13 protein-coding genes are annotated in these 13,129 nt (G+C 63.7%); 8 read left to right on the plus strand and 5 right to left on the minus strand.

Going from position 1 to position 13,129, the window contains the following annotated elements; translation table 11 throughout:
* The first annotated feature begins 1 nt into the window (after position 1).
* Positions 2-1,486: an aldehyde dehydrogenase gene (locus BMI87_RS10405; protein ID WP_078521201.1), complete on the plus strand. Its 1,485-nt coding sequence runs from the start codon at positions 2-4 to the stop codon at positions 1,484-1,486.
* Positions 1,487-1,496: 10 nt separating this feature from the next.
* The gene (locus BMI87_RS10410) at positions 1,497-2,729 is read left to right on the plus strand and encodes a Tm-1-like ATP-binding domain-containing protein (protein ID WP_078521203.1); all 1,233 of its coding nucleotides are present in this window, start codon (positions 1,497-1,499) and stop codon (positions 2,727-2,729) included.
* 50 nt (positions 2,730-2,779) lie between these two features.
* Here BMI87_RS10410 and BMI87_RS22115 read toward each other — a convergent pair whose 3' ends face one another.
* The 3 genes from BMI87_RS22115 to BMI87_RS10420 form a co-directional block, all read right to left on the minus strand.
* Positions 2,780-2,911, minus strand: coding sequence for an SDR family oxidoreductase (locus tag BMI87_RS22115; RefSeq protein WP_146681577.1), 132 nt, complete (start codon positions 2,909-2,911; stop codon positions 2,780-2,782).
* Positions 2,912-3,604: 693 nt separating this feature from the next.
* On the minus strand, positions 3,605-5,347 hold the full coding sequence (dhaL, locus tag BMI87_RS10415) for a dihydroxyacetone kinase subunit DhaL (RefSeq protein WP_078521204.1): 1,743 nt from the start codon (positions 5,345-5,347) through the stop codon (positions 3,605-3,607).
* 1 nt (position 5,348) lies between these two features.
* A complete protein-coding gene (locus BMI87_RS10420; RefSeq protein ID WP_078521205.1) occupies positions 5,349-6,167 on the minus strand; it encodes a sugar phosphate isomerase/epimerase in 819 nt (272 codons plus the stop codon).
* A gap of 227 nt (positions 6,168-6,394) precedes the next feature.
* Here BMI87_RS10420 and BMI87_RS10425 point away from each other — a divergent pair, with 227 nt between their 5' ends.
* The 6 genes from BMI87_RS10425 to BMI87_RS10450 all read left to right on the plus strand — a co-directional run bounded on the left by BMI87_RS10425 (position 6,395) and on the right by BMI87_RS10450 (position 12,021).
* Positions 6,395-7,246 carry a transketolase gene (locus tag BMI87_RS10425; protein ID WP_078521206.1) on the plus strand — a complete coding sequence of 284 codons (852 nt, stop codon included), beginning with the start codon at positions 6,395-6,397 and terminating at the stop codon, positions 7,244-7,246.
* A complete protein-coding gene (locus BMI87_RS10430; RefSeq protein ID WP_078521208.1) occupies positions 7,243-8,271 on the plus strand; it encodes a transketolase family protein in 1,029 nt (342 codons plus the stop codon). The genes BMI87_RS10425 and BMI87_RS10430 overlap by 4 nt, the downstream gene beginning before the upstream one ends.
* 33 nt (positions 8,272-8,304) lie before the next feature.
* Positions 8,305-9,060: an SDR family NAD(P)-dependent oxidoreductase gene (locus BMI87_RS10435; RefSeq protein ID WP_078521210.1), complete on the plus strand. Its 756-nt coding sequence runs from the start codon at positions 8,305-8,307 to the stop codon at positions 9,058-9,060.
* 143 nt (positions 9,061-9,203) lie between these two features.
* Entirely contained in the window at positions 9,204-10,178 is a 975-nt protein-coding gene (locus tag BMI87_RS10440; RefSeq protein ID WP_078521212.1) for a TRAP transporter substrate-binding protein, read from the plus strand.
* A gap of 50 nt (positions 10,179-10,228) precedes the next feature.
* Complete coding sequence (locus BMI87_RS10445) at positions 10,229-10,753, plus strand: TRAP transporter small permease (protein ID WP_232621666.1); 525 nt, start codon at positions 10,229-10,231, stop codon at positions 10,751-10,753.
* Positions 10,754-10,764: 11 nt separating this feature from the next.
* On the plus strand, positions 10,765-12,021 hold the full coding sequence (locus BMI87_RS10450; RefSeq protein WP_078521217.1) for a TRAP transporter large permease: 1,257 nt from the start codon (positions 10,765-10,767) through the stop codon (positions 12,019-12,021).
* A 56-nt stretch (positions 12,022-12,077) separates the two neighbouring features.
* Here BMI87_RS10450 and BMI87_RS22925 read toward each other — a convergent pair whose 3' ends face one another.
* Both BMI87_RS22925 and BMI87_RS22930 read right to left on the minus strand, forming a co-directional pair.
* Positions 12,078-12,422 (minus strand): LysR substrate-binding domain-containing protein, encoded by a 345-nt coding sequence (locus BMI87_RS22925; RefSeq protein WP_256376237.1) that lies wholly within the window; start codon positions 12,420-12,422, stop codon positions 12,078-12,080.
* Positions 12,419-13,066 carry a LysR family transcriptional regulator gene (locus BMI87_RS22930; protein WP_256376238.1) on the minus strand — a complete coding sequence of 216 codons (648 nt, stop codon included), beginning with the start codon at positions 13,064-13,066 and terminating at the stop codon, positions 12,419-12,421. The genes BMI87_RS22925 and BMI87_RS22930 overlap by 4 nt, the downstream gene beginning before the upstream one ends.
* Between the last annotated feature and the right edge of the window lie 63 nt (positions 13,067-13,129).

Genomic DNA, 13,129 nt, shown 5'->3' on the forward strand with positions numbered 1-13,129 from the left:
AATGCTCGATACCGACAAGATCGCGGCGCTGCGTAGCGCCGACATCCCCCCTGCCTTGCATCTGATCGAGGGCGCGGCACAGCCCGCCTCGGACGGTGGCATATTGCCTGTGATCTCACCGCTCGACGGGCGCGAGATCACCACGCTGGCGCGCGGCACCACCACCGATGCGGAAGCCGCCATCGCCAGCGCACGCGCGGCCTTCGATGACGGGCGCTGGTCGGAACTGGCCCCGGCTGCACGCAAGGCAGTGCTCATGAAATGGGCCGCGTTGATCGAGGCCAACGCACTGGAGCTTGCCGTTCTCGGCGTGCGCGACAACGGCACCGAGATCGGCATGGCACTGAAGGCTGAGCCGTTCTCCGCCGCCGCGACGATCCGCTACTATGCCGAGGCCATCGACAAGATCTATGGCGAGATCGCCCCCACCGCGCCCGATGCGTTGGGGCTGGTGCATCGCGAACCGGTGGGCGTGGTCGGCGCGATCGTACCATGGAACTTCCCGCTGATGATCGGCGCATGGAAGCTGGGCCCGGCGCTGGCGGCGGGAAATACCGTGGTTCTGAAACCGGCCGAGACCGCGTCGCTCACGCTGCGCCGTATTGCCGATCTGGCGCTCGAGGCCGGGATGCCGCCGGGCGTGTTCAACGTCGTGCTGGGCGAAGGAGCTGTGGTCGGCGAAGCGATGGCTCTGTCGATGCAGATCGACGTGATGGTGTTCACCGGCTCGGGTCCGGTCGGGCGGCGTCTGCTGGAGAACGCCGCGAAATCGAACCTCAAACGCGTCTATCTGGAACTGGGTGGCAAATCGCCCAACATCGTCTTTGCCGATGCGCCCGATCTGGACACGGCGGTGAAGGTCGCGGCCAACGGCATCTTCCGCAATTCCGGCCAAGTCTGCATCGCGGGGTCTCGGCTGCTGGTCGAGCGGTCGATCCATGACGCCTTCGTCGAGAAGCTGCGCGCCTTTACCGAGACGATTCAGGTGGGCGATCCGCTCGATCCGGCGACGCAGGCCGGAGCGGTGAACTCCGCCCGTCAGCTGGAGCAGAACCTCCGCTTCGTAAGCGAGGCCGAGGCGGCGGGTCGTCAGGTCTATGGCGGCAAGCGCATCCGTGAAGAGACAGGCGGGTTCTTCATGGAGCCCACGATCGTCACCGGGGTCGCCCCCGACGATCCGATCGCACAGCGCGAAGTCTTCGGCCCGGTTCTGGCAGTGATTCCGTTCGACACCGAAGAAGAGGCCCTGCGCATCGCCAACGGCACCGATTACGGGTTGGCCGCGGCCGTCTGGACCGCAGATCTGAGCCGCGCGCATCGGATGATTCGGGGCATCCACGCGGGCGTCGTGCATGTGAACACCTATGGCGGATCCGACCTGACCGTGCCCCTGGGCGGGGTCAAGCAGTCGGGCAACGGGCATGACAAGTCACTGCATGCGTTCGATAAATATCTCGACCTGAAAACCGCTTGGATCAAACTTTAAGGGGGCGCGTATGACTGATCGAACCATTCTCGTTGTCGGCACTTACGACACCAAGGACGATGAACTGACCTATCTGCGCGAGGTGATCGAAGCACAGGGCGGGCGTGTCCTGCGTATGGACGTCTCGGTTCTCGGCGAGCCCTCGACCCCGGTCGAATACAGCAAGCATCAGGTGGCCGAAGCGGGCGGCTCCTCTATCGAGGCTGCGATTGCGAGCGGCGACGAAAACCAGGCGATGCAGATCATGGCGCGCGGGGGCGCGACGCTGGTCGCGCAACTCCACGCCGAGGGCCTGTTCGACGGGATGGTCGTGCTGGGCGGAACGATGGGCACCGATCTGGCGCTCGACCTATGTGCGGCGCTGCCGATCGGGGTGCCGAAATATATCGTCTCGACGGTCTCTTTCTCGCCGCTTCTGCCGCCCGAACGGATCGCGGCGGATGTGCAGATGATCCTCTGGGCGGGCGGGCTTTACGGGCTGAACTCGATCTGCAAAGCCTCGCTCAGTCAGGCGGCGGGCGCGGTTCTGGGCGCGGCCCGAGCGGTGGAACGGCCCGATCGTTTGAAACCGCTGATCGGGATGACGTCCTTCGGGAAATCCTTCCTGAAATACATGGTGACGCTGAAGCCCGAACTGGAAGCGCGCGGCTACGAGGTCGCGGTATTTCACGCCACGGGCATGGGCGGGCGCGCCTTCGAGAGCCTCGCGGCACAGGGCGCCTTCGCCTGCGTTTTCGACTTCGCGACGCAGGAAATCGGCAACCACTTGCATGGCTCGTCCATCAGCGCGGGTGCCGACCGGATGACGAATGCAGGCGCCTCGGGCACGCCGCAGATCGTCGCTCCTGCCTGTCACGATCTGGTCGATATGATCGGCTGGCAGCCCCTGCCCGAGAAATGGAAAGATCATCCGAGTCACGCGCATAACCGGCTGCTGACCTCGGTCGTGCTCGATCATGCGGAGCGCCGGGCGGTGGCGCGTGCGCATTGCGAGAAATTGGCTGGGGCAAAGGGACCGACCGCGCTGCTGCTGCCCTTGGGCGGGGTGCACGAACTGGACCGCCCCGGCCACGATCTCCACGACCCCGAGGGGCTGGCGGGCTTTTTCGACGAAATCCGCGCCTGCGCGCCCGACAATGTCGCATTGCACGAGGTGAAGGCTCATATCAACGACCCCGACTTCCCCGCAGCCGCGCTTGAGATCTTCGACGCGTGGCGGGAGGAGGGTCTGATTAAGGGCTGAGTTAGAGCAGCATTCGCCGCAGGTTTCGTGAGATAGCTTCCTGGTTGAGGTCAGACGGACAGGAAACCACCATCGACCGGCAGCACAGCACCGGTGAGCAAACCGGTCTCGTAGGAGAGCAACAGCGCGATTGCATGTGCGACCTCCTCGGCCTCCGCAATAGCTCTCGCCGCTACGGTCATCTATTGGCTATGTGTCCTGAGCAGAATCGGGGAAGCAACATCGAATTGTCGACCCAGAGCGATGTCCAACTCGAGCGGAAACTTTTCGCCTGAAGGCGCGTTCCGGTACCGGTCACCGATCTCAGCCTCGATGCTAAACAGTTTTGCCGAGCGCGATACACCGCACATAGCCGATACCGACCCAATATTCGCTACAAGCCCGGGAGGTTTACAACTCGCCCTTTAAGTCATTGATATTCCAGCAAGCCAAACTCATTTAGTTTACAATAAAATTCAATGAAATCAGCGATCAAGCGCGGATTGCAAATCCGTGTACACCGGTTCGATTCCGGTACTCGCCTCCACTATTCAGCCGAAATTCGGAACACTGCATTGCAGGTTGGTTTCCAGAACCGACCCCGGTTTCCGGGTTTTCCGGCTGACATTTCAGATGCCCAATCGTAGCCTGGCGCCGTAGCAGCAGCGGACTGGAATGAGGCGGAAAACGCCGCGATCATAGCGGATTGCTTCGCCATGATCGCAGACGGTCTTTACGGGAAAGCGCGCTCCGCGACGCCGTTTGCGACAATCTCGCCCGCCAGCAGATCGTAGAGGTGGTGATGCGATCCTCACAAACGGGACCAACTGAAGCCAGACGCTCGGACATCGAACGCGATGACGGGCGGGGCGCCTTTGAGAGCGCCCCGATCATGATCACTCGCGCAGGGCCTCGGTCATCGCGACCAGCATGACATGGGCCGAGGCCGCGCCCGGGTCCATGTGCCCGACGGATCGTTCTCCCAGCTTGGCCGATCGACCCCGGCGGCTTTCGATTTCCGCGGTGTAATCGCGACCGTTTTTTGCGCCGGCGCAGGCCGCCTCGAGGCAGGCGATCACGTCACCTCCCGATTGCAAGGTCTCGCGCGCTTTGGCCACCGCGGGAACCCATGCGTCGATCATCGTCTTATCGCCGACCTGCGCACCGCCGCGCGACTGGATGCCAGCGCAGATTCCCTCGATCCACGCGACCATCGCGCCGGCATCGAGGTTGAGCCGATCGGACACAGCCTCGCCCGCCTTGCGGAAGGCGGTCGCATAAAGTGGCCCTGACGAAGCCCCGACCGCGTCGAGAAACGCCTTGGCCATGCGCGCGCAGGTCTCGGACACGGTTTCATCCGTCGGGTCTTTCAGCTCCTTGCGCACAGCGGTCCAGCCGATATCCATCGTGACGCCGTGATCGCCATCCCCGATAACCCCGTCGAGCTCCGACAGCCAGTCGCGGTTCGCGTGGATCGCATCTGCGATCGCCAGCATCATCTGGCGGAACCGCTCGGGGGTGACAGGGCCGTCGATAGCAAGGTCAGACCGCTCGATCCCCCTCGTGCTGGAGGCGGCGGCATGAGTGCGGCGGGTGCGCTTGCCCACCGGCTCAAGGCTTCCGGCGACCGTGAGTGCAGGCGTCCGGCACGGCATATCGAGCAGCGTCTTTAGGTCGTCGTCCAGCTTGAGCAGCGTGACCGAAGCCCCGGCCATTTCCAGAGAGGTGCAGTATTCCCCGACCCAGCTGTGGTGGATTTTCACGTCGCGCTCGCCAAGAAGCTGCGCGATCCGGCGGTGCAGGATGTAAAGCTCAAGCGGCCCGGTTGCGCCCAGCCCGTTGACCAGCACCGCGACCTCGTCGCCCTTTCCCAGTTCCATGTCGGTCAGGATGGCCTGCATCAGCTCGTCGCTCACCGCATCGGCGCTTTCCAAGTGACCGCGACGCATGCCCGGTTCACCATGGATCCCCATGCCGATTTCCATCTCGCGCGGTCCGAGGTCGAAATTGAGCTTGCCGGTCTGGGGCAAGGAGCACGCGCTCAGCGCGACGCCCATCGAGCGGCAATTGTCATTGGCGTGCTGTGCTGCGGCATAGCAAGCTTCGAGATCGCGACCGGCCTCGGCTGCGGCGCCTGCGATTTTGAAGACGAAGAAATCCCCGGCAATTCCGCGTCTTTCTTTCTCCCGGCCCTTGGGCGCCGAGGCCACGTCATCGGTGACCTGAACCGAACGGGCGGGAATACCCATCCCCTCGCATTCCTCGGCGGCCATGTCGAAATTCATCACGTCGCCGGTGTAATTGCCATAGAGGAACATCACCCCCGCGCCCCCTTCGACCGCGCGCGCGGCATCCATGATGTGCTCGGGCGAGGGCGAGGCAAAGACGTTGCCGACCGCCGCCGCATCCGCCAGGCCGCGCCCGACATAGCCCGCGAAGGCCGGTTCGTGCCCGGAGCCGCCGCCGATGATGATACCGACCTTGCCGTCGCGCGGGCCGTCCTTGGCCACGATCGCGCGGCGCGTGGCACCCTCGACGGTCAGCAGGTCGGGATGGGCGGAAAGCATCCCTTCGATCGCCTCGGGGATGATGTCCTCGGGCGCGTTCATCAGTTTCTTGGTGCGAATGTCGTCGGTCATCTCAGCGCCCCTCGGTAAAAGTTTTCGCGGCTGCGGTGGTCTGTTCGATCCACGGCTGTTCCTTGGCAATCGCCGCCTCGAGGCCGTCGCTCTCCAGCATCAGCCAATGTTCGAGGATCACGCTCATGTCGGCGGGGCAATGCGCCAGCTGGTCGAGGGTCCACGCGATCGGCGCGCGGCCCGTGCCCAAGGGCACGCCATGAATGCGGAAGCCGACGCCATAGGGGTCCGGCGTGATCTCGTAATCCTTCAGGTGCAGGTTGATCGTCCAGGGCGCCAAAAGGCTGATCGTCTCTTCGGGCCACTCGTTTGCACAGATCGAATTCGCCACGTCGAGACAGACCCCGAGGTGATCATCGCCGACCGCCTCCAGCAGCTCTACCATGCGCGGGCTGGGATAGTTGAAGTGGTTCTCGATCGCGATTTTCATGCCTGCGGCACGCGCACGATCGACCCGGGGGCGCAGCTGCTCGGCCAGCTCGGCCACCGGCATGTGGCTGTCTTCGGCATCGAGCGCGACACGCATGATCTTCGAATGAAGGCGCTGGCCGATCTCGATATAGCGGTCGACTTCATCGGCATCGAAACATTGCGTCCCAAGCTCGAGTTGCAGGCCCTTTTGTTGGGCGATCTCATAGAGCTTGTGATGATCGTCCGCAGTGTAACGATCCAGCGGCATGTTGTCCGCATATTGCACGACCTCAAGTCCGAGCGCTTCCGCACGATCCAGAAGGTCGAATGCCGTCAGTGGCTTAGAGGGGATCTGATCCTTGATCCCGATGGACCAGCGATAGGCGTAACTGCCCAAACCCAGTTTCATGATGTCCTCCCGTAGTCATGCTCTGCACGCGACCTCCTCAGTGTGGCGCGCAGAGCTTCCCAAACAGGAGTAGCGGGGAAACCACCGCTCGGACATCAAAACCAGCCGGGAAGTTGTGAAGAAATACTAACAACGAGTTTAAGTTTCCTTTCTTTTTTTGGAGCGCTCCTCGCGGCAGTGTTCGGGGCAGGATGCGGCTGATGGAGGATCGCCGCAGGGGAGGAACCATGCCAGAACTTACCGCAAATCTGCGGTCGAACGTCTCGTTGGCGCGCCGCGCCTGGGGCATCCGTCGCAAAGCGCTCCAGATGGGCGAAGTCCAGGGACAGGGCTATGTCGGTCAGGCGCTTGGTGTGGCTGACGTTCTGGCGACCTCTTATTTCCACGCATTGAATCTGCGCGCCGACGATCCCGAATGGGAAGGGCGCGACCGTTTCCTGCTGTCGATCGGCCACTATGCGATTGCGCTTTATGCCGCGCTGATCGAGGCGGGCATCCTGCCCGAGGACGAGATCGGCACCTATGGGATGGACGACTCTCGCATGCCGATGTCGGGCATGGCCTCCTACACGCCGGGGATGGAGATCACCGGTGGCAGCCTCGGACATGGGCTGGGCATCGCGGTCGGCATGGCGCTCGGGCTGAAGGCGAAGGGCGGCGATCAGTTCGTCTACAACCTGATGTCCGATGGCGAACTTGGCGAAGGCTCGACCTGGGAGGCCGTGATGTCGGCAACCCAGCATCGCCTGAGCAACCTGATCTGCATCGTCGATTTCAACAACCAGCAGGCCGATGGCCCGACCCGTGACGCGCTCGCCGTCGGGGCCGAGGCACCGAAATGGGAGGCCTTTGGCTGGCACGCGCAAGAGGTCGACGGCAATGACCTCGATGCGCTGGTCGCGGCCTTTGACGCTGCCCGCACCTGCCCCGAGCAAAAGCCCCGCGTGATCATCTGCAATACCAAGATGTGCAAGGGCGTGCCCTTTCTCGAAGAGCGCGAGATCACCCATTTCGTCCGCGTCGAGCCCGATGAGTGGACGCGCGCACTGGATATTCTAGACGCAGAGGTGCCCGCATGACCGCCGCAGCCCGCGCCCGCAAATACGAACCCCGCCGCGTGCCTGAAACGAAGGTCGCGACGAGCGCGATGATCGCTTCGCTGGCGGCGGAAGGCTATGACACCGTCGCCGCCCCCTTCGGCCACGCCTTGGTCGAGGCCGCCAAGGACGATCCTCGTATCGTGGGGCTGACTGCGGATCTCGCGAAATATACCGATCTGCATGTCTTCGCGCAGGCCTATCCCGACCGTTTCTACCAGATGGGTATGGCCGAGCAGCTTCTGATGTCGGCGGCGGCAGGGATGGCGCATGAGGGGTTCATTCCCTTTGCGACGACCTACTCGGTCTTCGCCTCGCGCCGGGCCTATGACTTCATCTGCATGGCGATCGCGGAGGAGAACCTGCCGGTCAAGATCGTCTGCGGTCTGCCGGGCCTGACCACGGGTTACGGGCCCAGCCATCAGGCGACCGAGGATCTCGCGATCTTCCGCGGGCTGCCGAACCTGACCATTCTCGATCCCTGTGACGCGGCCGATGTCGCGCAGATGGTGCCTGCGATGATCGCTCATGACGGACCGGTCTATGCCCGGCTTCTGCGGGGCAAGGTGCCTTCGGTGATCACCCGCTATCGGCCCGACTACCAGTTCGAGCTGGGCCGCGCGCAGATGATCCGCGAGGGGCGCGACGTTCTGGTGGTCTCCTCGGGGATCATGACCATGCGCGCGCTCGACGCGGCGGAGTTGCTGGCCAAGGACGGGATCGACGTCGCGGTTCTGCACTGCCCGACGATCAAGCCACTCGATACCGAGACGATCCTCGCCGAGGCCGGCAAGGGCCGACTTCTCGTCACCGCCGAGAACCACTCCGAAGTCGGCGGGCTGGGCGAAGCGGTTGCCCGCTCCCTCCTGCGCGCAGGTGTGACGCCGGCTTTCCGCCAGATCGCGCTGCCCGACCAATTTCTCGAAGCGGGCGCGCTGCCCACGCTTCATGACCTCTATGGCCTGAGCACCGCGAAGGTCGCCCAACAGATCCGCGGCTGGCTCTGAGCGCCGCGTCAACGACACGAAGAAAGGAACACAATGGGACTTCTGGACGGTAAATTTGCCATCGTGACCGGGGCGGCCAGTCCCCGCGGGCTCGGCAAGGCGACGGCGACGCTTTTTGCGCAGCATGGCGCGACCGTGGCAATCCTCGACCTCGACGCAGATCAGGCCGCTGCAGCTGCCGCCGATCTGCCCGGCGAGGGACATGTCGGGCTTGCCTGCAACGTCGTCGACAAGGCAGCCTGTCAGGCCGCCGCAGACGAGTTGATCACCAAATGGGGCGCGGTGGATATCCTCGTGAACAATGCGGGCATCACCCAGCCGCTCAAGCTCATGGACATCATGCCGGAGAATTACGACGCGGTGACCGATGTGAGCCTGCGTGGCACGCTCTACATGACGCAGGCGCTGACGCCGCATTTCCGCGACCGCAAGACCGGTTCGATCGTGAACCTGTCCTCGGTTTCCGCGCAGCGCGGCGGTGGCATCTTCGGTGGCCCGCACTATTCGGCCGCGAAGGCGGGCGTACTGGGGCTGACCAAGGCCTCGGCGCGCGAGCTTGCCCCCGACGGCGTGCGCGTGAACGCGCTTTGCCCGGGGTTCATCGCCACCGACATCACCGCAGGCAAGCTGACCGAAGAGATGCGCACGCAAGTCCTCGCCGGAATTCCGATGGGACGCGCGGGCACGGCAGAGGATGTGGCTGGCTGCGCGCTGTTCCTTGCCTCTGACCTTTCGGCCTACTGCACCGGCACCGAAGTCGACGTGAATGGCGGCTCGCTCATTCACTAGGCCGACCGAATAACGCCTGTTCGCGGTTGTGCCTGACCGCAAGGCAACTAATCTCCGGCCCGCAGTGAGGTGGGCCGGATGAAGCCGGAGCCAATCCGGCGGGACGGTGAGGAGACCGTCCGAACCAATCGGGAGAGAGACCAATGAAATCTATGTTGACCATCGCACTTCTCGGCGCGACGGCCCTTGCGGGGGCCTCTACGGCGCAGGCTGACGAGGTGATCTTCGCGCACGGTGCGAACCCTGGAAACCCGCGCTACATCGCGGCGGAAAAATGGGCTGAAATCTTTAGCCAATGCACCGACGGCAAGGATACGGTGAACGTCGCGGCCTCGGCCACGATGGGCGACGACTCTGAGATGCTGACCTCGACCGCGGCGGGGGTGATTCAGGTCACGGCTAACAGCCAGGGTCCGATGGCGCAGATCGTGCCGCAGATCGGTCTGCTGGGCCTGCCCTTCCTGTTCAAGGATCTGCCAACCGCGTGGAAAGTGCTCGACGGGCCGGTGGGTGACTCGCTTGACGCGGACGCACAAAAAGCCGGGCTCAAGATCCTCGGCTTCTGGGATAACGGCATTCGCAACATCACCACGGTCAACAAGTTCGTCAAAGAGCCTGCCGACCTCAAGGGCCTGAAGATCCGCACCCCCCCGGATCAGATGACGATCGACATCTTCGACGCGCTCGGCGCATCGCCCGCGCCGCTGGCGTGGTCCGAACTGCCCTCGGCGCTGCAATCGGGCGTGTTCGACGGTCAGGAAAACCCGCTGACCAACATCAACTCGGCCAAGCTGCAGGAGATCACGCCCTACATCACGATGACCGGGCACAAGTATGAAAGCACCCCGGTCGTGGCCAGCCTGTCGTGGTGGGAAGGCCTTGATAAGGCGACGCAGGATTGCGCGCTCAAGGCGACCTCGGAAGCGGGCGCGATGGAGCGTGACATGTCGCTCAAGGCAGACAAGGAGCTGATGCCGAAGATGGAGGCAGACGGCGCCAAGTTCGCTGAGGCGGACCGCGCGGCTTATATCGAGGCAACCAAGTCGGTCTATGACAAATACGCCAAGGACTACCCCGATACGGTCGCCGAACTCAAAAAGGCTGCGGGGCTGGAATGATCGACTCTGACCGCAGCGACGCCGCGGGATCAGGCGAAGGGAGGGGGCGTATGCGCCCCTTCCTGCGCCTCGCGCAAGGCGTGATCGACCTGCTGGAATGGTCGGGAAAGCTGATCGCTGCGGGCACGCTTTCGGTGCTGTTCGTGGCGCTTTTGACAAACGTGATCCTGCGCTACGGGGCCGGCAAGGGCATCCCGTGGGCCTATGAAATCCATGCGATCCTGCTGCCATGGCTCGTGGCTGGCGGCATCGTCATCGCCACCGCGCGCTCGCGCAACATCGCGATCACCTTGTTGCCGGAGTTGGCCGGAGCCCGGGTTCGGCGCGCCTTCATGCTGTTTGTCGAAGCCGCGATCATCGTGATCTCGATCTCGGTCCTCTGGTCCAGCCAGCCGATCCTGCGCGCCTCGACCTTTCAGACGCTGTCCACGCTCGGGGTCAAGGCGATCTGGGGCTATTCCAGCATGGTCTATTCATTCGGAGCGATGGCCATCATCGCCGCGCTCGACATCGTGTTGCTGCTGGGGGGCAAGTCCGTGATGGATGACGATCCCGCCCATGCAAGCCTGAGCTGAGGAGACCCGCAATGGCCGGTGTCATGATCTTCGTCTTCTTCGTGCTGCTCGCGCTTGCCGTGCCGGTGGCACATGCGATGCTGGGCGGCGTCGCCGCCGCGCTGTGGCTCGACCACAAGCCGCTGGCGGTGATCGTGCAGCGTCTCTACACGCCCACCCAAAGCTTTCCGATGCTGGCGGTGCCGTTCTTCATCCTCGCGGGCAACCTGATGATGGCGGGGCGGTTCGGCACCTATCTGGTGAATATCGCGCGCCTCGTCGTGGGGAATTTCAAGGGTGGCCTGGGACAGGTCTCGATCCTCGGATCGGTGATGTTCGGCGGTGTCTCGGGCTCGGCTGTGGCCGATGCGACCGCGATGGGCAACGCGCTCATCCCGGTGCAGAAAGCCGAGGGCTATCCGGGCGGTTTCTCGGGGGCGATCAACTCTGCCTCCTCGACCGTCTCGGTCCTGATCCCGCCGTCGATCCCGCTCATTCTGTATGGGCTGGTGTCGGGAACCTCGATCATCAACCTCTTCGTCGCGGGCATCCTGCCGGGGGTGATGCTGGGCGTGGGCATGTTCATCGCCGTCGCGATCGTGGCGCGCCGCCGCAATCTGCCGCGCTCGCCGCTGGAAGGAGGCTTTGCCGCCTTCCGCAGCCAGATCTTCAGCGCGATCCCCGCCCTGCTGATGCCCGTCTTCGTGATCGGCACCCTGCGCTTCGGCGTGGCGACCCCGACCGAGGTCAGCGTGATGGCGGTCGCCTATGCCCTTCTGGTCAGCGGTGTCATCTACCGTGACCTCAATCCCAAATCCCTGTGGGAGGCGGTGGTCGACACGGCGATGATGACCGGCGCGGTCATGTTCATCATCATGGCATCCTCCACGATCCAGTGGCTCCTGACCGCCGAGCGCGTACCGCAAGAGCTCGCCGCATGGGTGGCTGCGACCATTCAGGAGCGCTGGCTGGTGATCCTTGCACTGAACGTGGTGATGTTGGTCGTGGGCGCGTTCCTCGATCTGCCCGCAGCGGTGCTGCTGCTTGGCCCGCTCTTCGTGACGATCGGGCATACGATCGGTCTCGATCCGGTGCAGCTTGGCCTGATGATGGTCGTGAACCTGTCGATCGGTCTTTATACGCCACCGGTAGGAACGACGTTGTTCATCTCAGCCGCGATCGCACGGGTTGGCGTGATGGAGGTGGTGCGTTCGCTGGCGCCCTTCTACCTCGTGGCGATCCTCGTGCTGGCGCTGATCTCCTACGTACCGGCGCTGACGATCTACTGACCCGGATCCAGCGTCCGCATCCATTGCGCGCGCCTTGGCAACAGGGCGCGCGTATTTCATTCGGGCAGGTACTCTTCCCCCGGTAGCTGTCGCCCGCGCTGCTCGCGGATGCGACAGCCCAAGCCAGTGATCAGCGCCGAGGCGCGTGCATCATGGGCAGCACCTTCCTCTCGCATCCAGTCCGAGAAGATCCGCACGATCCGACGGCTGGTATGGCGCGCCGGAGAGACGAGCCAGTAGGCAGGGAAACGGATCGCTTCGAAAGCGGTCGACAGCGGCACGAGGGCCCCGCGCTCCAGCTCGTTCAGGGCGAGCGTCGTGCTTTCCAGAACGACCCCTGCCCCGTCGGTCGCCAGCTGAATCGCCATCGACGAGCGGTCAAACCGCATCGGGTAGATCATCCGCTCTCCCATGATGCCGTGCCGCGCCAGCCAGAAATCCAACGGTAATGCGTCTTCACCGAGTCGATCAGCCGCGCCTGTCGCAACTGTCCGATCGGATCGTCGGACAGCGCGCGCAACTCTTCCAGATAGCCGGGCGAGCACATCGGCAGCACGAGGTCATGGACCACCGGTTCTTGATGCAGGCCGGTCCAGCCGCCTTCGCCATAGCGCAGGTCCAGATCGACGACCTCTGTCTCGAAGTCGGAGAAATCGGGCGCGGCATCGATCCGCATGTCCCAGTTCGGCGCAAGCTCAAGAAACGACTTGAGCCGCGGAGAGAGCCAGCGCACCGCAAAAGAGGGCGACACCCGCAGGATGAAATGGCGCGTCTCGCGCTGGCGCTGGATCGCGGAGCGCACGTCGCGCATCATCCGGAATGCCTGCGTCGTCGTCTGGAACAGTCGCTCGCCATCCAGTGTCAGCGACAGCCGCCGTTTCTCGCGTTTGAATAGACGCACACCCATTTGCTGCTCGAACTGCCGGATTTGCTGGCTGACGGCGGAAGGCGACACGCCCAGCTCCTCGGCCGCCTTCGATATGCCGCCGAGCCGAGCGACGGCCTCGAAGTGGTTCATCGCGTTGAGATTGATGTCTTTGAGCATGTCCTGCGCCTTGGAAATACGACCGTGCCGGATGCGATTGCGCGCAAATCGTGTGGCGGAAGC

Source organism: Thioclava sp. F28-4, from assembly GCF_002020045.1.
Lineage (GTDB): Bacteria > Pseudomonadota > Alphaproteobacteria > Rhodobacterales > Rhodobacteraceae > Thioclava > Thioclava sediminum.

Excerpts from the sequence above, each read along its gene's own strand:
- BMI87_RS10405 (WP_078521201.1), top strand. The coding sequence starts at position 2 with ATGCTCGATACCGACAAGATCGCGGCGCTGCGTAGCGCCGACATCCCC.
- BMI87_RS10410 (WP_078521203.1), top strand. The coding sequence starts at position 1,497 with ATGACTGATCGAACCATTCTCGTTGTCGGCACTTACGACACCAAGGAC.
- BMI87_RS22115 (WP_146681577.1), bottom strand. The coding sequence starts at position 2,911 with ATGACCGTAGCGGCGAGAGCTATTGCGGAGGCCGAGGAGGTCGCACAT.
- dhaL (WP_078521204.1), bottom strand. The coding sequence starts at position 5,347 with ATGACCGACGACATTCGCACCAAGAAACTGATGAACGCGCCCGAGGAC.
- BMI87_RS10420 (WP_078521205.1), bottom strand. The coding sequence starts at position 6,167 with ATGAAACTGGGTTTGGGCAGTTACGCCTATCGCTGGTCCATCGGGATC.
- BMI87_RS10425 (WP_078521206.1), top strand. The coding sequence starts at position 6,395 with ATGCCAGAACTTACCGCAAATCTGCGGTCGAACGTCTCGTTGGCGCGC.
- BMI87_RS10430 (WP_078521208.1), top strand. The coding sequence starts at position 7,243 with ATGACCGCCGCAGCCCGCGCCCGCAAATACGAACCCCGCCGCGTGCCT.
- BMI87_RS10435 (WP_078521210.1), top strand. The coding sequence starts at position 8,305 with ATGGGACTTCTGGACGGTAAATTTGCCATCGTGACCGGGGCGGCCAGT.
- BMI87_RS10440 (WP_078521212.1), top strand. The coding sequence starts at position 9,204 with ATGAAATCTATGTTGACCATCGCACTTCTCGGCGCGACGGCCCTTGCG.
- BMI87_RS10445 (WP_232621666.1), top strand. The coding sequence starts at position 10,229 with ATGCGCCCCTTCCTGCGCCTCGCGCAAGGCGTGATCGACCTGCTGGAA.
- BMI87_RS10450 (WP_078521217.1), top strand. The coding sequence starts at position 10,765 with ATGGCCGGTGTCATGATCTTCGTCTTCTTCGTGCTGCTCGCGCTTGCC.
- BMI87_RS22925 (WP_256376237.1), bottom strand. The coding sequence starts at position 12,422 with ATGATCTACCCGATGCGGTTTGACCGCTCGTCGATGGCGATTCAGCTG.
- BMI87_RS22930 (WP_256376238.1), bottom strand. The coding sequence starts at position 13,066 with ATGCTCAAAGACATCAATCTCAACGCGATGAACCACTTCGAGGCCGTC.